This window comes from Halomonas sp. SCS19, from assembly GCF_040147015.1.
Taxonomy (GTDB): Bacteria; Pseudomonadota; Gammaproteobacteria; order Pseudomonadales; family Halomonadaceae; genus Halomonas; species Halomonas litopenaei.
The window spans coordinates 375,100-396,983 of record NZ_JAMSHN010000001.1 but is presented as its reverse complement, the minus strand read 5'-3'; the positions used below and the strand labels follow the sequence as shown (position 1 = coordinate 396,983).

Here is a 21,884-nt window from a genome sequence, read left to right as displayed (position 1 = left end):
AGTGCTTGCCAAGGCCGGTCCCAATCCGTAGAGTACGCATCCGCTGCCGGCGACGAGTAAACGTCACAGGCGGTAAAGGGTGGTAAAAGTGATTGTTTTGAAAAGGCTTTTTCAAGTCTTCGAGAAATTCCCCACTTGACGGGCAACGAGAAATCGGTAAAATGCTCGCCACTCGATCGGAGTCGCCAGGACGGCATCGCAGAATGCGCGTCAGGCTCGCTTCGCTTTCTCTTGAGTCCTGCAGGCTCTTGAGTCCTGCAGGCATCGCTTGCACGGCGAAAAAAGAAAGCCTTGACGAAACGCTTCGATTCTGTAGAATACGCCTTCCTCGCAGGGCGCTGCGCCAACAGGCGCTGCAAAGCGAAAAGCTCTTTAAAAATTGATCAGGTAATTCATGTGGGCGCTTGCCGATGAGTCAGTGACACTGTCACTGAAATATCAAGGCAAGCGACTCGTCAAACGAGACGTTTGAACCTTGAGCCAAGTTTGGTCCGCTTAACGGACTATCAGACTTTAAACTGAAGAGTTTGATCATGGCTCAGATTGAACGCTGGCGGCAGGCCTAACACATGCAAGTCGAGCGGAAACGATCCTAGCTTGCTAGGAGGCGTCGAGCGGCGGACGGGTGAGTAATGCATAGGAATCTGCCCGGTAGTGGGGGATAACCTGGGGAAACCCAGGCTAATACCGCATACGCCCTACGGGGGAAAGCAGGGGATCTTCGGACCTTGCGCTATCGGATGAGCCTATGTCGGATTAGCTAGTTGGTGAGGTAACGGCTCACCAAGGCTGCGATCCGTAGCTGGTCTGAGAGGATGATCAGCCACATCGGGACTGAGACACGGCCCGAACTCCTACGGGAGGCAGCAGTGGGGAATATTGGACAATGGGCGAAAGCCTGATCCAGCCATGCCGCGTGTGTGAAGAAGGCCTTCGGGTTGTAAAGCACTTTCAGTGAGGAAGAAAGCCTTGAGGTTAATACCCTCGAGGGAGGACATCACTCACAGAAGAAGCACCGGCTAACTCCGTGCCAGCAGCCGCGGTAATACGGAGGGTGCGAGCGTTAATCGGAATTACTGGGCGTAAAGCGCGCGTAGGCGGCTTGATAAGCCGGTTGTGAAAGCCCCGGGCTCAACCTGGGAACGGCATCCGGAACTGTCAGGCTAGAGTGCAGGAGAGGAAGGTAGAATTCCCGGTGTAGCGGTGAAATGCGTAGAGATCGGGAGGAATACCAGTGGCGAAGGCGGCCTTCTGGACTGACACTGACGCTGAGGTGCGAAAGCGTGGGTAGCAAACAGGATTAGATACCCTGGTAGTCCACGCCGTAAACGATGTCGACTAGCCGTTGGGCTCCTTGAGAGCTTTGTGGCGCAGTTAACGCGATAAGTCGACCGCCTGGGGAGTACGGCCGCAAGGTTAAAACTCAAATGAATTGACGGGGGCCCGCACAAGCGGTGGAGCATGTGGTTTAATTCGATGCAACGCGAAGAACCTTACCTACCCTTGACATCGAGAGAACTTTCCAGAGATGGATTGGTGCCTTCGGGAACTCTCAGACAGGTGCTGCATGGCTGTCGTCAGCTCGTGTTGTGAAATGTTGGGTTAAGTCCCGTAACGAGCGCAACCCTTGTCCCTATTTGCCAGCGATTCGGTCGGGAACTCTAGGGAGACTGCCGGTGACAAACCGGAGGAAGGTGGGGACGACGTCAAGTCATCATGGCCCTTACGGGTAGGGCTACACACGTGCTACAATGGCCGGTACAATGGGTTGCGAATCCGCGAGGTGGAGCTAATCCCATAAAGCCGGTCTCAGTCCGGATCGGAGTCTGCAACTCGACTCCGTGAAGTCGGAATCGCTAGTAATCGTGAATCAGAATGTCACGGTGAATACGTTCCCGGGCCTTGTACACACCGCCCGTCACACCATGGGAGTGGACTGCACCAGAAGTGGTTAGCCTAACTTCGGAGGGCGATCACCACGGTGTGGTTCATGACTGGGGTGAAGTCGTAACAAGGTAGCCGTAGGGGAACCTGCGGCTGGATCACCTCCTTAAACGACACGTCATCTGACTGTCGGTAAGTGCTCACAATGAATTACCTGATCGATAGAGCGGTTAACGGAACTTTAAGTTGGACGTTTGTGCTTCATTAGCAAGCCACAAGCCGCCAGCTTAGAGTTTTGTGCTCTAATGCTCTTTAACAATGTATATCATGCTGACAAAGTAAGATACGTTTCAAGCGTATCCGGCAATTGTCGTGACATCATCGATTGACAGACCCTTTGGGGTTATATGGTCAAGCGATGAAGCGCATACGGTGGATGCCTAGGCAGTCAGAGGCGATGAAAGACGTGGAAGCCTGCGATAAGGTTCGGCGAGGTGGCAAACGACCTGCGACCCGGACATCTCTGAATGGGGAAACCCACCCAAGGTAACTTGGGTATCTCATGTTGAATATATAGACATGAGAGGCGAACCGGGGGAACTGAAACATCTAAGTACCCCGAGGAAAAGAAATCAACCGAGATTCCCCTAGTAGCGGCGAGCGAACGGGGACCAGCCCTTAAGCAACACAACTGGTAGGTGAACAGACTGGGAAGTCTGGCCATAGTGGGTGATAGCCCCGTAACCGAAACCTGAGTGTTGTGAAATCGAGTAGGTCGAGGCACGTGAAACCTTGACTGAAGACGGGGGGACCATCCTCCAAGGCTAAATACTCCTGACTGACCGATAGTGAACCAGTACCGTGAGGGAAAGGCGAAAAGAACCCCGGAGAGGGGAGTGAAATAGATCCTGAAACCGTATGCGTACAAGCAGTGGGAGCCAACTTGTTTGGTGACCGCGTACCTTTTGTATAATGGGTCAGCGACTTATTTTCAGTGGCGAGCTTAACCGTATAGGGGAGGCGTAGAGAAATCGAGTCTTAACTGGGCGACCAGTCGCTGGAAATAGACCCGAAACCGGGCGATCTATCCATGAGCAGGTTGAAGGTTGAGTAACATCAACTGGAGGACCGAACCAGGATCTGTTGAAAAAGATTTGGATGACTTGTGGATCGGAGTGAAAGGCTAATCAAGCCCGGAGATAGCTGGTTCTCCTCGAAAGCTATTTAGGTAGCGCCTCACGTATCACCGCCGGGGGTAGAGCACTGTTTCGGCTAGGGGGTCATCCCGACTTACCAACCCGAGGCAAACTCCGAATACCGGTGAGTGCAAGCGTGGGAGACACACAGCGGGTGCTAACGTCCGTTGTGAAAAGGGAAACAACCCAGACCGTCAGCTAAGGTCCCGAAATCCTGGTTAAGTGGGAAACGATGTGGGAAGGCTTAGACAGCTAGGAGGTTGGCTTAGAAGCAGCCATCCTTTAAAGAAAGCGTAATAGCTCACTAGTCGAGTCGGCCTGCGCGGAAGATGTAACGGGGCTCAAACCAGGTACCGAAGCTACGGGTTCGCCGAATGGCGAGCGGTAGAGGAGCGTCGTGTAAGCCGATGAAGGTGTGTTGAGAAGCATGCTGGAGGTATCACGAGTGCGAATGCTGACATGAGTAACGACAAGGGGAGTGAAAAACTCCCCCGCCGGAAGACCAAGGGTTTCTGTTCGACGCTAATCGGAGCAGAGTGAGTCGGCCCCTAAGGCGAGGCCGAAAGGCGTAGTCGATGGGAAACGGGTCAATATTCCCGTACCTCACAGTATTGCGATGGGGGGACGAAGAAGGCTAGGTGAGCCAGGCGTTGGTTGTCCTGGTGAAAGCCGGTAGGCTGAGGATTCAGGTAAATCCGGATCCTCAAGGCCGAGAGGCGAGACGAACTGACTACGGTCAGGAAGTCATCGATGCCACGCTTCCAGGAAAAGCCTCTAAGCTTCAGATACTGTGAGACCGTACCCCAAACCGACACAGGTGGTCAGGTAGAGAATACCAAGGCGCTTGAGAGAACTCGGGTGAAGGAACTAGGCAAAATGGTGCCGTAACTTCGGGAGAAGGCACGCCGCATTAGGGTGAAGGTCCTCGCGACCGGAGCCTGACGCGGTCGAAGATACCAGGTGGCTGCAACTGTTTATTAAAAACACAGCACTCTGCAAACGCGCAAGCGGACGTATAGGGTGTGACGCCTGCCCGGTGCCGGAAGGTTAAGTGATGGTGTTAGCTCACGCGAAGCTCCTGATCGAAGCCCCGGTAAACGGCGGCCGTAACTATAACGGTCCTAAGGTAGCGAAATTCCTTGTCGGGTAAGTTCCGACCTGCACGAATGGCGTAATGATGGCCACGCTGTCTCCACCCGAGACTCAGTGAAATTGAAATCGCAGTGAAGATGCTGTGTACCCGCGGCTAGACGGAAAGACCCCGTGAACCTTTACTACAGCTTCACACTGGACGCTGATGTTGCTTGTGTAGGATAGCTGGGAGGCTTTGAAACCCTGTCGCCAGATGGGGTGGAGCCAACCTTGAAATACCAGCCTGGCATCATTGGCGTTCTAACTCAGGACCGTAATCCGGTTCGAGGACCGTGTGTGGTGGGTAGTTTGACTGGGGCGGTCTCCTCCCAAAGAGTAACGGAGGAGCACGAAGGTACCCTCAGCACGGTTGGAAATCGTGCAGTGAGTGCAAGAGCATAAGGGTGCTTAACTGCGAGACAGACACGTCGAGCAGATACGAAAGTAGGTTCTAGTGATCCGGTGGTTCTGTATGGAAGGGCCATCGCTCAACGGATAAAAGGTACTCCGGGGATAACAGGCTGATACCGCCCAAGAGTTCACATCGACGGCGGTGTTTGGCACCTCGATGTCGGCTCATCACATCCTGGGGCTGAAGTCGGTCCCAAGGGTATGGCTGTTCGCCATTTAAAGTGGTACGCGAGCTGGGTTTAGAACGTCGTGAGACAGTTCGGTCCCTATCTGCCGTGGGCGTTGGAGATTTGAGAAGCGCTGCTCCTAGTACGAGAGGACCGGAGTGGACGTACCTCTGGTGTTCCGGTTGTCACGCCAGTGGCATTGCCGGGTAGCTATGTACGGACGGGATAACCGCTGAAAGCATCTAAGCGGGAAGCCCCCTTCAAGATGAGATCTCCCTGAGGCCTTGAGCCTCCTAAAGGACCCAGCAAGACCAGCTGGTTGATAGGCCGGGTGTGGAAGCGCTGCAAGGCGTTGAGCTAACCGGTACTAATGGTCCGTGAGGCTTGACCATATAACACCCAAAGGGTTTTGGTCGATGATGTCTCGAATTAATTGACGGATACGATGAAACGTATCGTCAGCATGATATACATTGCCTTTTTCCGCCTGACGACCATAGCGAGTGGGAACCACCTGATCCCTTGCCGAACTCAGAAGTGAAACCGCTCAGCGCCGATGGTAGTGTGGGGTCTCCCCATGCGAGAGTAGGTCATCGTCAGGCATTTATTCAGAAGAAGCCCAATTCCGAGAGGAGTTGGGCTTTTTCGCATGCATGGGGAAGACCCCTCTCTTTATATGTGGGGCCGCACTGCGTGCGGTCCGGCCGCTCGCAAGCTCGCGTCGTTCGTCACCCCTTGCGGCGTTGCCGCAAAACCCTGGGGTGACTCACCCCCATGCGAGAAACATTGTTATCTTGGTGGCGTCATCCGGCAGTCTTCAGGGAAGAGCGGCGGCCAGGACGGACGGGCGCTGTAGAGCAGAAGGCGGGACCGTCCATCAGGCATTTATTCAGAAGAAGCTCGGTTATCGAGAGATAGTCGGGCCTTCTTTTTGTAAAGAGCGCATGCATGGTCTCTCTACAAGTTCAGCCCCTCTCTTTATATGTGGGGCCGCGCCGATAACCCCCTCGGCGCGGTCCGGCCTGGCTCTTCTCAAGGGCAAGCTCGCGTCGTTCGTCCCCCCTTGCAGCTTCGCTGCAGCCCTTGTAAAGAGCGCTGGGGTGACTCACCCCCATGCGAGCGACCTTGCTGTCTAAGCGTCATCGTCAGGATTTTCTTTAGAAGAAGCCCAATTCCGAGAGGAGTTGGGCTTCTTTCGTTTCTGCTTCCTATGCGGAATGCTGCTCTGGATGGAACAAAGGTGCTAAAGAAAGATCGAAATGGCATATTCATCGTACACAGAGCGAAGGAGGTGCCAGATGCAACGAATTCGTCATTCCGAGGGGCGGCCACAGGTGACGGGATTCTTCGATACCGCGACATCGAGCGTCCAGTACGTGGTCACGGACCCCGATACCAGACGGTGTGCCATCATCGATCCGGTGCTTGATTTCGATGCGGCCTCCGGTGCGACGTCCACCGCCAGCGCGGATGAACTGCTTGGCTACGTGAAGGAGCACGGCCTCGAAGTCGAGTGGGTGCTGGATACCCATCCCCATGCCGATCATCTGTCGGCGGCGCAGTATCTCAAGCAGCAGACGGGGGCGCCGACGGCGATTGGGCAGAAGATCACCGAGGTACAGGCGCTGTGGAAGGATATCTATCATTGGCCGGAGCTCGCCTGCGACGGTAGCCAGTGGGACAGGCTGTGGGCCGAGGGGGATCGCTTCTCCATCGGTAGTCTCGAGGTCGAAGTGATGTTCTCTCCCGGGCATACCCTGGCGTCGGTGACCTACCGCGTCAGTGATGCTGCCTTCGTCCACGACACCCTGTTTCAGCCTGACTTCGGCACGGCCCGGGCAGACTTTCCCGGTGGCGACGCTCAGGCCTTGTGGCAGTCGATACAGGATCTGCTTGCCTTGCCGGAAGATACCCGCATATTTACCGGGCACGACTATCGCCCTGGAGGCCGAGAGCCCCGGTGGGAGAGCACGGTGGCTGAGCAGCGCCGTGACAACATCCATCTCCAGGGTCAGCACGAGGCCGGCTACATCGCCATGCGCAATGGACGCGACCAGGACTTGCCGATGCCTGCGCTGATGCTGCCATCACTCCAGGTGAATATTCTGGGAGGACGTTTGCCCAAGGCAGAGTCCAACGGCCGTCGCTACCTCAAGATCCCGCTGAACGCCTTTTAAGCGCGGTGACGGCAGCTGAGAACGGCCTCCGAGAGCGGAGTCCATGAATATCCCTGCGGCGGGCGCTTGCCGATAGGGTCCGGTGAATATCATCCAGTGATGCTTCCGCGGGCCTTGCCCTTTCGTTAGCGACTTCGATATCGACGTCGTTAGCGAGCGCGGGTGCTTGGGCATGCGTCTCTGGTGAAGTGTCTGCTTTCACGCTAGGTTGGTCAGACGGTGATTGGCTTGCAAGCTCACAAAGGAGGCAGCATGCCCCGTCTCGACCGCTACGGACTGGCGACGCGCACCATCCATGGCCAGCAACAACGTGATCCCTTCGGCAGTCCCCATATGCCGATCTACGACACCACGACCTTCGCCTTCGATGATACGGCCTCACTGCGAGAGGTCGGAGAAGGGAAGAAGCGTGGAGGATTCTATTCGCGCTATGGCATGAATCCGACGCTGTACGCCCTCGAGGATGTGCTGGCAGGACTGGAGGGGGCCGAGGCCGCCCTGAGTTTCAGTGCAGGGATGGGGGCCATCAGCGCCTTGCTGCTGGCCCACGGCAAGAAAGGGGTGGTGGGCTACGGTGAGATCTACGGTGGCACTCTGGGGCTGATGGCGAAGGGGTTGCCAAGCCTCGGTTATCCCGTCGACCTGGTGTTGGGCGATGAAGGCGACGCTCTCGAGCGGAGGCTATGCGAGGGCGTCGGTCTGGTCTTCGTGGAGACACCGAGCAACCCGACCCTTGCCATCACCGATATCGAAAAGCTGGCTAGGCAGGCGCACGCCCATGGCGCACTGGTGGTGGTGGACAATACCTTTGCCACGCCGGTCAACCAGCTGCCGCTGCCACTCGGCGCCGATCTGGTGGTGCACAGTGCCACCAAATATCTGGGAGGGCACAGTGATCTCACCGCAGGGGCGGTGATGGGCACTCGGGCGTTGCTGGAGCCTATCGATTGGTGGCGTCAGTCCCTGGGCAGTGCACCATCGCCGCAGACAGCGTCATTGTTGTCGCGAAGCCTCAAGACCCTGTCGGTTCGAGTGGCGCAGCACAACCGTTCGGCGCAGACGATCGCCGAAGCGCTGCAATCGCATGCGGCAGTACGTCGTGTCCACTATCCTGGTCTGACGAGTCACCCCGGGCACGAGGTGGCCAGGCGGCAGATGCGTGGGTTCGGGGGCATGCTGACGCTCGAGCTGGAGGCGGACCTTTCGTTGACGGAGAAGATCGCGGAATCGCTTCGCTGGTTTGCCCTGGCACCAAGCCTGGGTGGCGCCGAAAGTCTGGTGACTCAGCCCCGCACGACCACCCACGTGGACTTGAGCGACGAGGAACGCCAGCGCAGAGGTATTTCGGACAGCATGTTGAGATTGTCGATAGGGCTCGAGGACGTGGAAGACCTGCTCGAGGATCTCGATCAGGCGCTTAGGATTGCTTGAAGCAGCATGAAGAAGGCGGGGCAGGTCGATGCTATCTCGGCACGGCGATCGTCTTGCCTGTATTTTTCAGCTTGGCCTGCGCGCGTCGGTGGTGACGCCGATCGTGTGATGGGCGCTTATGCCTTCGGCTCCAGGGCGATTGATGGAGTCCAGTGTCAGGAGAAAGGGATGTTCGATACGCTTGGTCTTGCCCTGGTGATCGGTGTCGGCGGGACGGCGCTGCTGGATCTGTGGAATTGGCTGTTGAACAAGTCGATAGGGCAACCACTGCCACCCTGGCATCTGGTCGGCCGCTGGTTTTCGGGCTTGCCCAAGGGGAGACTGGTCCATCGCCAGGGGATCGCTTCCTCGCCTGCGATCGGCGGTGAGCTCGCCATCGGCTGGATCATGCACTACGTCGTGGGCGTGAGCTTTGCCCTGGCGCTGTTGTTGGTGTGGGGAGATGGCTGGGCGTTGGCACCGACCTTTGGCCCGGCCTTGATCGTAGGCCTGGTGACGGTAGGCGCGGGCTGGTTCATCCTGCAGCCTGGCATGGGAGTGGGGGTTGCCTGCTCGGGCGCTCCCAACCCGAGCCTCGCCCGCATGAACAACGTGGTGGGCCATATCGTCTTTGCCCTGGGCATGTATCTGACGGCGCGTCTGATCACGGCGGGCTGAGCAGATACCTTGGGGTGAAGCGAGGTTCCAGATAGACGGTCTGGGCCGTCAGAGCAATGCTCTCGAGTGCCTTGTTCAATCGCTCCGGTGTCAGATCGGCCCCCGCTGCAGCCAGGGCTTCTCCGAGCAGGGCGCCAAGGGCGTAGCCGCGCAGGGCTTCGGGCCCCTGATCGTGGAGGGCGGCCCAGCTCAGGGCGTCCTGGTGCGGTATGGCGAGGATAACCTCATGGCCGGCTTCTGCCAGGGCAGCGGCGTGTTCGCCGAGATGATCCAGACAACCGACCAGGGTTCTGGGGGTGTCCAGCAGTTCACCATTTTCCAGTTCGTCGACAATATTGTCGCTGGCGACCAGGGTCACATCGGCTGCCGCCGAGAGCGGAAGACTCATGGTCATCAGCCGAAAGCGAATTTCATCGCCATGGCGGCCGAGCAGGCCCACGCGCTGTGCGCTGGTATTGCGCACTTCCCTGACGGCGGCCACCAGGCAGGCCGTCTGCAAGCGCTCTTCCAGCCGGTCGTCGATCTCGGTCAGGGTCGTCAACACGTCAGGCCGCGTCGTCACCTCGATACGTCGACCAAAAGCGCCGCCCTGGCTATTGAAGGCAGCAATGGCCGCGCTGAAGCCGATATCCAGGTCCGAATTTCCGGAGATGCCCACCAGCACTCGTGTGGGTTCGATGCCGGTGTCCGTCGCCGCCGAGAGCTGTTGCAGGTGGTCGATCAGCGAGTCCAGAACGTCGTCGTCCAGTGCATAACGTGGCATCTGCGCAGACAGTCGGCGTTGATCGGGAGCGATGCCCTGACTCAGTGCCTTCAGCAGACTCGTTCGATCATAGCCAGGCTGGTGGTCTTCGCTGGTCAATGCCGTCCAATGGACAGCAGGCGCAGTGCCATCGATCCCCAGGCCATCGACACCGTGGCAGCTTGCACAGGAGGTATGAGGCGACTCGCCGTGGGTTCCCTGCTGGTAGAGGGTCTGTCCTGACGTCAGAGGAGGGGAGTCGGCGGCTCGGGCGGAAAGCACGATGCATGAGGCCATGACGGCAAGTCGAATGCTGGCTCTCAAGGCAGGGTGTCCTCCCGCTATTGCGTGTCCATGTACAGTAACGCAGCTTCCGAGTGACTGGGCAAGCTACCATCGTCCACCCCCGGCTCCTTGGTGCCCACACACTGTAGCCGGAATTGCCGACTCAGGGCGGCCGACGGCCGAGTTTGTAGTCAGTCGACGTAGCCTCTGTCGGATGCTAATCGACAACCTGTCGGTGCGACTCGAGGTGTTCCCGAAGCCGCCCGATTTGGCACGTACCGAACAAGAATTTGCCAATTGGGTCCGCCCGAAAATGACGTCTGTCCCAATGCTGGCGGTCGCTACCTGGCGTCTCCTGGACGAGCCCGACCGGCTAGCGTCCTCAAGCGTTCGCAAAGCGCTCCCGCGGGTTCCCTGAGCAAGCTTTCTTCCCGTAGCCGTCTGGCCTGGGAGTAAAGCCCAGCAGGAGTGGAGCAGAATTGGGCAAAAGACTCGGTAGACTTAGGCGATCGTAGGCTTCGGGTTGCGGATCTTGAACAATATAACCATCCTTGTACAAGTTTGGTATATGGAAGAGCCGTGACATCGCCATGGAACAGACGCCGTCGACGGCGCGATCCTGGCTTCGCTTCGACAAGGAGGAAGAGATCCGTGACCATCTTTGAAGCCCTGCGTGAGAGCCACGACAAGCAGCGCCGCCTGCTGGAACTGCTGGTGGAGACCGAAGGCGACAGTAACGGGCGTGATGAGCTGTTCAAACGCGTCAAGAAGGAGCTCGAGAACCACGCTGGCGCAGAAGAGCGGGCCCTGTACATGCCGATGATGGAGCATGACATGACCCAGGAGAAGGCGCGGCACAGCGTGGCCGAGCACCACGAGATCGATGAGCTGATCGAGGCGCTCGAGACGACCGACTACAGTTCACCGGGCTGGCTTGCCAGCGCCAAGAAGCTGCAGCATCTGGTCACTCATCACCTCGACGAGGAAGAGCAGGAGGTGTTCCAGCTCGCCGGACGCGCCTTTGACGATGCCACCAAGGCCAACCTCGCCGAAGAGTACCTGCAGGACATGCAGGATCGGGAAGCCGGCTGAAGGCAGACGCTTTCCAAGCCGCTTGCATAAAGGGCGCCGGAGGAAACTCCGGCGCCCTTTGTCGCGTGACAGGACTCTAGGGCTTGTCTGAAAAGTGCCTGCGCTCGGTAATACGGTGTTAAAAATCGGATCAACATGCTCATTTACACCCCGTAAACTGCGCTGTCTCACCGATTTTTGCCTTGTCTAACCTTCGCTCGTCGACTTTTCGGACAGCGCCTAGGACCGGGCGTGTCGGAGTGGCGCCCCGGCGGACCAGGTTTCCAGCGCTCCACCCAGCGAATGCCTTCAACGGTGCTACCTCCGTAGCTTCGCCGAATATCCAGCGCTCTATGCCACAAGGCAGAGGTGGGTGCAGCCTGGCCAAGTCGGCCCGCCTGAAAAGATTAGTAAAAAAGAATGATGAGAAACGTACTTTAATAGTTATAATTATAATACCTTAATATCTAGAATAATAATATAAGGTGTTTTATATAGTGGTTTCTGGAATCGAGAAGCATGGTGTCACGCAGAGGCGTGAGTGTTACCTAATATGCAGTTTCGTGCATTCTTGAGACGTTTTTTAGCTAAAAATGTAACAAAATGTTCCAAAGTGCTATAACTCGGGCAAGGTTTCTTGGATGCATCTTACCGGTGTTAAGGCACTGATCAATGTGGTCTCCCTCCTTGTTCACCGGTTGCGATACGTCGGTTTGCATTCCTTCCGAGGGTTCGGTCCAGGAGCCTGGGTGACTGGCCAGTGACAATGATAATCGATCTACGACAGGGGCTTGGTGCTATGAATTCACGGGTTAGAATTCTCGACATGGAAGGGGAGGTCTGGATTCGTGATGACTCCGGTCAACTGCGTCTGCTGAGAGTAGGCGAAAGCCTATCTACCGATGCTGTTGTTTCGGCTCCCCAAGCCGCCACCTTGGTACTCGAAGGAGACCCAGCCCTTAGACTGAACCTGATGACGACGGATGGCGTGCTCGTTTCTCGACTGCTGAGTGAGAGCCCTTCGCCATCCGATTCGGGCGATTTTTACCGCGGGCCCGATGATGACACGCCCCTCGGTGAAGGGGATTTCAGTCGTACGGGAGAGGAGATCGGTGACGAAACCCTGAATGAGCTGCTGGCTGAACTCGAGGAGAATCCTCCCCAGGCGGGTAGTAGCTCATCGGCTGGAGGGAGCGGTAATGAAGGACACGGTTTCGTACGCCTTTTGCGCATCGTCGAAAACGTGGATCCGCTAGCATTCAATTTCCCACTGGCGGATGAGGTGGGCATTGAAGTGCGTGACGGTGACCCCATCGACGATGATGATGGTGCCTTGCTGGATGATGCGCTCAGCGTGAGCGTCGAACTGTTGGGCGCGGGAGCCGACGGCATCTTTTCTCTGGCGGAAATCGGCGATGATGGCAGCGTCACCGCCAGAGTGATTCTTGGTGACGATACGGAGGTCGGTGATCGCCTGGTGGTGGTTGCCGCCGATGGCAGTGTACTGCTGGATCGCCCGGTCACGGTGACTGATCTAACGGAAGGCGTCGATCTGGAAGTGCCTGTTGCGCCCGGCGATGACAGTGTCAGTGTCCAGGCGACCGTGACCGACGCCGATGGCAACAGCGACAGCGACGACGACACCAAACCGATCGACGACCAGCCGCCGACGGTGGAGGTCAATCTGGCCGGCGCCGGTGATGATGGCGTCTACAACCTGGCCGAGATCGGCGACGACGGCAGTGTCACTGCCAGGGTGACCCTGGGTTCGGGCACCGAAGTAGGCGACACCCTGAGGGTGACCGATGGTCAAGGTAACGTGCTGCTCGAGCGCAGCCTCACCGCCCGGGACTTGAGCGATGGGCTCGACGTCGAGGTGCCGGTCACCAAGGGCGACGAAAGCGTGAGCGTCACCGCCACCGTCACCGATCCTGCCGGCAACAGCGACAGCGACGACGACACCAAGCCGATCGACGACCAGCCGCCGACGGTGGAGGTCAATCTGTCCGGCGCCGGTGACGATGGTGTCTATAACCTGGCCGAGATCGGCGACGACGACAGTGTTACTGCCAGGGTGACCCTGGGCGCGGGCACCGAAGTGGGCGACACCCTGAGGGTGACCGATGGTCAAGGCAATGTGCTGCTCGAGCGCAGCGTCACCGCCCAGGACTTGAGCGATGGGCTCGACGTCGAGGTGCCTGTCGCCACGGGTGATGAAAGCGTGAGCGTCACTGCCACCGTCACCGATCCTGCCGGCAACAGCGACAGCGACGACGATACCAAGCCGATCGACGACCAGCCGCCGACGGTGGAGGTCAATCTGTCCGGCGCCGGAAGCGATGGTGTCTATAACCTGGCCGAGATCGGCGACGACGGTAGTGTTACTGCCAGGGTGACCCTGGGCGCGGGCACCGAAGTGGGCGACACCCTGAGGGTGACCGATAGTCAAGGCAATGTGCTGCTCGAGCGTAGCGTCACCGCCCAGGACTTGAGCGATGGGCTCGACGTCGAGGTGCCTGTCGCCACGGGTGACGAAAGCGTGAGCGTCACCGCCACCGTCACCGATCCCGCCGGCAACAGCGACAGCGACGACGACACCAAGCCCATCGACGACCAGCCGCCGAGCGTGACGATCTCACTGATCGGGGCCGGTGATGATGGTGCCTACCAGCAGAGCGAGATCGGCAACGACGACAGTGTTACCGCGCGGGTGAACCTGGGTGCCGGCACCGAAGTGGGCGACACCCTGAGAGTGACCGATGGTCAAGGCAACGTGCTGCTCGAGCGTAGCGTCACCGCCCAGGACCTGAGCGATGGGCTCGACGTCGAAGTGCCGGTGGTGGCCGGTCAGACCCACGTTCAGGCAAATGCTCGGGTCACCGATCCGGCGGGCAACTCCGACGACGCCTTGGATCGCAAGCCGGTAGCGCTGAGCATCGAATTGAGCGCCAGCAGCACGGTCGTCGAGGGTGAGTTCATTACCGTAACCGCGACCATGGACAATGTGGCCGATCGCGATGTGGTGGTGACGCTCGAAGACGGAAATACCATCACCATTGTCGAGGGCGAGCGCAGTGCCAGTATTCAGGTGGCGAGCCGACCCGATGAGCATGTGAATCAGGGGGAGACGAGCCGGGGTTTCTCCATCGAGTCGGCCACGCCCACCGGCTACGACCAGGTCGATCTTGGCGATGGCGTCACTACCCTGATGGTGGACGACAACGACATTACTCGACTGGTGCTCAAGGCCACTCCTGAGGTGAAGGAAGGTGGCGCGATCACCTACACGGTGGAGTTGCAGGATCCTCAGGGCCAGCCCCGTAGCGCCGACAAGGCGATCGCTGTGACCTTGGCCAACGGCGAGTCGCTGACTGTACCGGCGGGTCAGACCAGCGCCTCGGTCACGGTGGCCGCGCCATCAGACGATGTCTACGTCGATCCCGGCCAGGTGGTCAACTCGATCCGTGAGGCGAAGGAAGTGGAGCCTGATGGCCAGCCGGCCAGCGGTATTGGCATGCTGGAGAAGCTCGAGGTCGACTCCGCCACGGTCAGCACTCAGGTGAATGACACCATCGATGAAGTGGTGGTCTCCCTGAGTGCGCCTGACGATGCGGATGAAGGACAGGCGGTCAGCGTCACACTGACCGTCGAGGAACCACCCCAAGGCGGCCCTCTGACGATTACGCTCGACGATGGCACCAAAGTGGTCATCGCCGAGGGCGCCACCAGTGCCCAGGTGACGTTGCGTGCTCCCGATCAGGACCAGAATCTGGGGCCAGGCGAAAGCGCCGATGATACCGCTTCCTGGACCATTGGCATCGATACCTTGACGGGGGGTAACTACGAGAAGCTGGTTGCCGGGGGCGACAAGACGGTCATCGTCCATAGCGATGTCCCCGAACTGACGATCCCCGATGACAACGGTCCCACTGTGGCAGGAGACGCCAGCGTCAGCGAAGCCGGCCTCGAATCAGGCTCGCTGGCTGACGATAGCGATGTGGTGTCGGGAGCCATCGCCGTGGGCTCGGGCGGAGTCGACGAGGTGGCCAGTGTTGCATTCGGTTCCATCAGCAAGTCCCTGGCAGAGCTTCAGGCAGCGAGCGCCAGCCAGCCGATCTCTATCGACATGGCCTACGGAACCTTGTCGATCACAGGGTACGACGCGGTTGCCGATGAACTGTCCTACACCTATACGTTGACGAAACCAGCAAATCACGCCAGTGGTTCGGTGGTGGATTCGCTAGCGGTCAAGGTGACCGATGACTCCGGTGACAGCCGTCAAGATAATCTGGATATCCTGATCCGCGACGACGGTCCCTCTGCCACCAGCGACTCTCTGCAGACCACCACCGAGGGCGACGCGCGTACAAGCGGCACCAACCTGTTGGTCAACGACACCCTGGGCGCCGATGGGGCCCGGGTCGAGAGCATCACCTTTATCGATCGCAGCGGTGCCACGACCGCCCGCAGCATTTCCGACGGCGGCAGTGTTACTGTGGAGACTCGCTACGGCAGCCTGACCGTTGCAAGTGATGGAAACTGGAGCTATACGCCTGTCGCCAGCGCCGCCCATCCTCGCCCGCAGGGTAATGACAGCGGCGATACGCTGCGCGACGATTTCAGCTATGTGCTGATTGATGCAGACGGCTCTCGGTCGAACACCGCGCAGCAGCCGGTGTTGGTCCAAGACACCGAACCGAGCATCGGTGATCCGACCGATGGACGCCTCGACGAACAGTATCTGGCATCTGGCTCCGAGCCGAACACCAGCAAACGCTCGGTGAGCGGTGATCTTGATGTCAACAAAGGTCAGGACAGCATCGATACCCGGTTCACCGCTGATACCGTGGCGACCCTGAATCAGCTTGGGCTGACCTCCGAGAATCAGGCGATCGGCTATTCGCTTTCCAGTGATGGGCACACCTTGACCGCCCGTGCAGACGGCGAAACGGTATTTACCATCAGCGTGCTCGATGCCGGTAGCAACGATGCCAGCTACCGCTTCACCCTGGAGGGCCCGCTGGATCACGTGACCTCGGTGGTCGATAGCAACGGCAATATCGTGCTGACGCTACCGTTCGAGGTGATCGACAGCGACGGCGATATCGATGAAGACGACTTCCAGGTGACCGTGGTCGATGACCCGGCGCAGGAGTCTCAGAGCATCACCTTGAAAGAAGATGGCAAGAAAACCTTCTCCACCCCCGCCAACGCTACCGAAGATACCCTGGCGATCAGCGACGCGCCGGAGTATGGCAGTGTCACCATCGGTGCCGACGGCAGACTGACCTACAAGCCCGACGGCAACTACAGTGGCGCCGATGCCTTTACCTATACCTACACAGAGGGCGGCACCACCTATTCGGTCGACGTCGACGTGACCGTCACCCCCGTGGCAGACAAGCCGGATCTTCCGTCATCATCGGCGGCGACCGACGAAGATGTATCGGTGGCGCTTGGTCTTGCCGCACCATCGCCTACCGACACCACCGATCAGAACATGGGGGCAGCAGGGGACAACCCCGAACTGCTGGGGGCCATTACCGTGTCCGGGCTTCCCTCTGGAGCCAAGCTGCTGAAGGCCGACGGTAGCGTTATTGACACCAAGGGCAAGAGCACGCTGACCATCAAGCTGTCCGATGGCTCCCATCTTTCGACCCTGGGCGACGGTGACGTTGACCTGGTGATGACCCGTGCGGAATTCGAGGGGCTGAAGGTAGCGCCGAAGGCACAGGACGGCAGCAATTTCTCGTTATCGATCAAGGTCTCGAGCTATGAGGTCGACGCCGACGGCGAGCGTCTGAGCGGCATCCCGGGAGCCACCTCGGCGATTCGTGTCCCGGTAACGGTCCAGGCGGTCACCGATGACGTGACTTTGACCTTCGCTGACGACACCGATCACAAGGTCTTCAAGACCGCGGAAGACGTCGCCTTCAACCTGAGCGAGACGCTGAAGGCGTCTTTCGAGGATCTGGACGGCAGCGAGTATCGTGAACTGCTGCTCGAGGGATTGCCCGAGGGCACCGTGGTTACCGTCAACGACAACCTGACGCGAGTCGTTGGCGCCAGTGGCCAGGTGCGGGTACCCGCCGGTGGGCTGAGTGCTTCGACTACCGACTTCCCCGAGATCACCATTACGCCGCCGGATGACTTCAGCGGTGAAATCAAGGGAGTCTCGGTAACCTTGAGAGCGCGGGATGGCGACGCCGATGGTCCCTCGCCGACCGGCGCCTGGAAGGAAGACAAAGTCACTCTGGACATCGATGTGACTCCAGTGGTGGATAAGCCTTCCGTCAGCGCGCGCGGTACTGAAGATGAGGCCTTCAAGTTTCTCGCCTCGCTCAAGGTCGGGGATGACGACGGTGGTGGTGCGACCAGCGAGACGATCACCTCGATCGAGATCGCCGTGGTACCCGATGGCTGGGAGATCCGCAACGCCGACGGCAACCTGGTGCACACCGGCAACGGCAGCGACGGGTTCAGCGTACCCAAGAGTGACGTGGATAGCGGTGCCTTCAAGAACTACAGCCTGACCGGGCCGGCCCACGAGAGCGATGACCCAAGCCTCACGCTCAAGGTCGGGGTCACCGATACGGCCACCATCGATGGCGCTACTGTCAGCGATGAGGAGGTCAAGGAGGTGACCTACTCGCCCAAGGTCGCGCCCAAGGCGGAGGTCATTGCCGCCAGCGGCGTCAGCGACAGCGATGGCGATGGCAAGGCCGATCTCACCATGACCGGTGGGCATACCTATGGCGCCAGCGACGGTGTCGCCGAGGACGAGTGGTTCAAGCTGACCAATGATGATTTCGACTTGAAGGACGATTGGTCGAATCAGGACAGCGATGGTTCGGAGAAGACCTTCGCCCGACTGACGCCAGAGCAGCTGGATGGTCAGGCCGGAGACATGATCGGTGCCAGCTTCCGCTATCTCGATGAGGCTGGTCAGTGGGTAGAAAAGTCCTACGACGGGACCCCGGTAGAAATTCCGGTCCAGCATCTTTCCAGCGTGGAGTTTCGCCCGCCGACCAATCGCAAGGGCACCTTCCAGATCCGCGTGCAAGCGAAGACGGTGGATACCGATGGAGAGGGCAACGTGGACACTGCGGTGTCCGGCGAGGCGCTGTTGACCGGCATCCGCGTCCAGGAACCAGTAGCGGATCGTGTGTCCCTGGGCTACGAGCCGGTGGCCCAGACCGATGAAGACACGGCGGTGGCGCTTGAACTTCGGCCCCAGAGCGATGATCCCAACGAGGTCTATCGCATGACCCTGTCCGATCTGCCGGATGGGGCGGTGCTTCACTACAATGGTCAGCAGGTGGCCGATGACGGCAATGGCAACTATATCATCGACAACTTCGATGCCAGTGTGCCTCTCACCATTACACCTCCACCGGACAGCAACGAAGATTTTTCCATCAAGGCAACACCTGTCAGCGTGGACACCTTCGGTGGCGTCACCAGCGAGTTCACCGGTGAAGCACGCGATATCCTGGTCAAGGTCAAGGGAGTCGCAGACGCTCCCGAGGTGACCACCAGCGTCGAGTCCTACGTGGAGCAGGCGCTGGACGATGGCGTGACCGAGGTACGATTGAGCGATCTTGTCACGGTGCAAAGTGGTGATCGTGATGACTCTGAATCACTGGCCTACCGCATCAGCGGGTTGGACGAAGGCTTCGCCGTGGCCGGAGCGGTGCTCATCAGTCCTGAGGATGCCGAGGGCGACGAGCGGGTCTGGGTCACCAGAGAGCTTGCCGACGTGCGCATCACCACCCCTGACAACTTCAGCGGTCGTGTCGACTTCAGTGTCACCCCGGTGGTGACCGAAGATGATGGCGATTCACGCGATGGGGACCAGCATCAGGTCTCGTTCGAAGTGACGCCGAGTCCTGAAGGGGTGATCGAGACCGATTCGCGTCTTGTCGAGGATACCCTGGGCAAGCTCGATTTCAGTCTGGTAACACAGAATGGCGACACCAACGAGATGCTCGAGACGGTGTGGATCGACGCCGCTGATGTGCTCCAGGCGCCATTTACCATCTACGTCGGCAATTCCACGAGCACCACGCTCGCCCAGGCGGCGGCCACAGACCCGGATGTCACTCTGGAGGGCGGCGAGTACAAGCTGACCAATGGCGCCTGGGAGCGTCTCTACGCCAAGGGAGATGCCAACTTCGGTGCGGGTAGCGCCGAACTGGCGCTGCGCTACCAGGTGACCGACACACCGAACGCCGGCTACGAAGGTCAGGTGGATGACGTGACGTCGGCACCCAGGGATGCCATTCATCAGGTAGTCATCGATGCCGTCACCGACACGCCGACCATCGATATCACCAGCATCGTCAACCTCTCGGGCGGTGGTGTCAGCATCACCGGCAATGACGTCAATGCCGGGACCGGTGATCGCGTTCAGGTCAATGTCGCGGTCGATCAGTCCGCCGACGCCGACGCAGGCAACCAGCCCGACGAGGACGGCAGTGAGTCGCTCCGCTATTTCCTGATCGATGGTGTGCCGGAGGGCGTCAGTGTGGAAGGGGCCGAATATATCGGCGTGGTGGCCGGTGACAGCGGCGGCCGCCAGTGGCGAATCGAGTTGGACCCGCCCCAGAGTTTCGACGGCCCCATTCCGCAGCAGCACTCTTTCGTCTTTGTCCTGGGGGAAGGGGGGCAACTGAACGATATCAACAACCACTCCATCACTATCACCGCGGTGACCCAGGACGCCGGGGGCAACACCCTGGAGCAGAGCGCCAGCGCAAGCTGGACGCTGAGCGGCAGTGGCGATGACAACGACGGGGAGGATGCCTCCGATATCGAGCGCTGGGACAACGACTCCAGTGCTGCCATGACCGAGGACTCGGCGTCTCCGCTGTCGCAGCTGATCGATGCCCAGATCGCCGGGAACGACGGTGCCAGCTCCATCACCCTCAGCAATCTGCCGCCGGGGACCGTGGTTACGGGCATGGAGGAGACCACGGTCAACGGCCAATCGGTGTGGTACGCCAGTACCGACGGCGGTGGTCAGGCCGCATTGGATGACCTGATGGCGTCGATCAGCGTGACGCCACCGGCCAACTGGAATGACAATGGCGAAGATTTCACCTTCGACGCCACCCTGACCACCCGCTCATCCAGTGGCAAGGAAAACTCACATTCTGTCACCGTGGACCCCCCGGTTACTCCGGTGACGGATACCCCCGAGGTCAGCGTATCGGGCGAGCTGGCCGACAATGGTCGTGATGTTGACTTCGAGGTCGGCGTCACCAGCCCTGCCGACAGCCCGGACGTTACGCTGGTGGACGGTCAACTGGTTCTGACCCTCGACGAGAGTGGAGCAACCGATGCCGATGGTGGTGCCGCGCCAGGCGGTACCCTGTTCTACAACGGCCAGGCGCTGACGCCAGGATCAGATGGTCGCTACGTCATCGACGGCGTCGCAGTCGGAGACACGGTCAATCTGACCTACCGTCCGGCGGTGGGGGTCTGGGGAGACGTCTCGCTTGTCGCCGAAGGCTCCACCCAGGAAACCGACGCGACCAATCGGGAAGCCGATCAGGACCAGGCCAGCGTCGAGGTACCGCCGCCGCCGCCTGAAGTGTCGGTCAACGACATCCGGGGAGAGGAGGACAGCCTGATCGATGTCAGCGGTCTCGAGGTTGATTTGCTCGACCCCTCCCAGACCCTGGAAGCGGTGCTGATCGATGGCCTGCCTAACGGCTGGCTGGTGATGACCGGAGCCGACGCGGCTTCCGCGACCCTGGCGGAGAATATGGGTAAGGGCAGCTGGTCGATTCTCAAGCCTGACGGGAGTTTGCCTGCCTACGTCGGCCTGATCCCTCCACGTGACTGGAGCGGAGACCTCAGTGGCGCCGATAGCCTCTCGGTGACAGCCATCGCCGGCCGTGATGGCGAACGTTACATCGGTGACGAGGCGTTCTCGGTGTTGGTGGACGCCGTGGCCGATCCGATCGAGGCCGATCCGTTGCTGAGCTTCGGCGATGAGGGCGACAGAATTCCGCTCAACCTCAACGCCTCGGTGCTGGATCGAGACGGTTCCGAACAGGTGACGTTGACCCTCAAGGGGCTGGGGGAGCACGCCAGCTTCTTCAGTGGCGACAATCTTCTGGACTGGACCTACGACGCCGGAACCGATACCTATGTGATCGATGACATCTCAATCGACCAACTGAATGCGCTGACGCTGGTGCAGAAGGCGACCGATGGCAATGTCACCCTGGACTTCAGCCTGGCCACCGTGGACGGTCAGGATACCCTCGACCCGCCTTATGAAGGCCAGGTGGACCTCGATATCCGCGCAGTGGAGCCGACGACCGGTGACGATACGCTGCTCTACAGCGGCAAGGCGATCAATGGTCTCGGTGGTGACGATGTGGTCGAGTTGCGCTTTGGCGAGGACATCGATCCCGGCAAGGTGCGCAATATCGAGACACTGGACCTGATGGGGGAGGGCCAGGACCATGACGTTACCTTGAGTGCACAGGATGTGCTCGACATGACCAGTGGTGATGAGCTGTTTGTGCGTGGTGACGCCGGAGACAGGGTCTCCTTGAGAGCCGATGAATGGTCCGCCACCGGCAATCAGGTGCAGGAAGATGGCATCACCTACAACGTCTACGATGGAAACGGCAACGCCGTGCTCAAGATCCAGGATGGTATCGACGTGGACATCTGATTCGCCGACTTGCCCGGCAGGTGGCAACGGGGGACACGG

Annotated in this window: 6 protein-coding genes and 3 rRNA genes; 8 read left to right on the top strand and 1 reads right to left on the bottom strand. The window is 59.3% G+C overall.

Annotated features, from left to right (window positions below; genetic code table 11):
• Positions 1-515: 515 nt before the first annotated feature.
• From NFH97_RS01660 to NFH97_RS01635, 6 genes are all read left to right on the top strand, one after another.
• A 16S ribosomal RNA gene (locus tag NFH97_RS01660) occupies positions 516-2,053 on the top strand.
• 240 nt (positions 2,054-2,293) lie between these two features.
• Positions 2,294-5,181: ribosomal RNA gene (locus tag NFH97_RS01655) — 23S ribosomal RNA — on the top strand.
• A gap of 94 nt (positions 5,182-5,275) precedes the next feature.
• A 5S ribosomal RNA gene (gene rrf / locus NFH97_RS01650) occupies positions 5,276-5,391 on the top strand.
• The 16S, 23S and 5S rRNA genes sit together here, the layout of an rRNA operon.
• Positions 5,392-6,087: 696 nt before the next feature.
• A complete protein-coding gene (locus NFH97_RS01645) occupies positions 6,088-6,966 on the top strand; it encodes an MBL fold metallo-hydrolase (protein ID WP_349624280.1) in 879 nt (292 codons plus the stop codon).
• 252 nt (positions 6,967-7,218) lie between these two features.
• Positions 7,219-8,397: a trans-sulfuration enzyme family protein gene (locus NFH97_RS01640; protein ID WP_349624279.1), complete on the top strand. Its 1,179-nt coding sequence runs from the start codon at positions 7,219-7,221 to the stop codon at positions 8,395-8,397.
• A 168-nt stretch (positions 8,398-8,565) separates the two neighbouring features.
• Positions 8,566-9,054, top strand: a complete 489-nt coding sequence (locus NFH97_RS01635; protein ID WP_108447578.1) for a DUF2938 family protein — start codon at positions 8,566-8,568, stop codon at positions 9,052-9,054.
• On the opposite strand, the gene NFH97_RS01630 is transcribed toward NFH97_RS01635, so the two are convergent.
• A complete protein-coding gene (locus tag NFH97_RS01630; protein ID WP_349624278.1) occupies positions 9,041-10,093 on the bottom strand; it encodes a c-type cytochrome in 1,053 nt (350 codons plus the stop codon). The genes NFH97_RS01635 and NFH97_RS01630 overlap by 14 nt on opposite strands.
• 639 nt (positions 10,094-10,732) lie before the next feature.
• Between NFH97_RS01630 and NFH97_RS01625 the strand changes: the two genes are divergently transcribed.
• Positions 10,733-11,173: a hemerythrin domain-containing protein gene (locus NFH97_RS01625; RefSeq protein ID WP_222516900.1), complete on the top strand. Its 441-nt coding sequence runs from the start codon at positions 10,733-10,735 to the stop codon at positions 11,171-11,173.
• A 967-nt stretch (positions 11,174-12,140) separates the two neighbouring features.
• Positions 12,141-21,845, top strand: a complete 9,705-nt coding sequence (locus NFH97_RS01620) for an immunoglobulin-like domain-containing protein (RefSeq protein WP_349624277.1) — start codon at positions 12,141-12,143, stop codon at positions 21,843-21,845.
• Positions 21,846-21,884 lie beyond the last annotated feature (39 nt).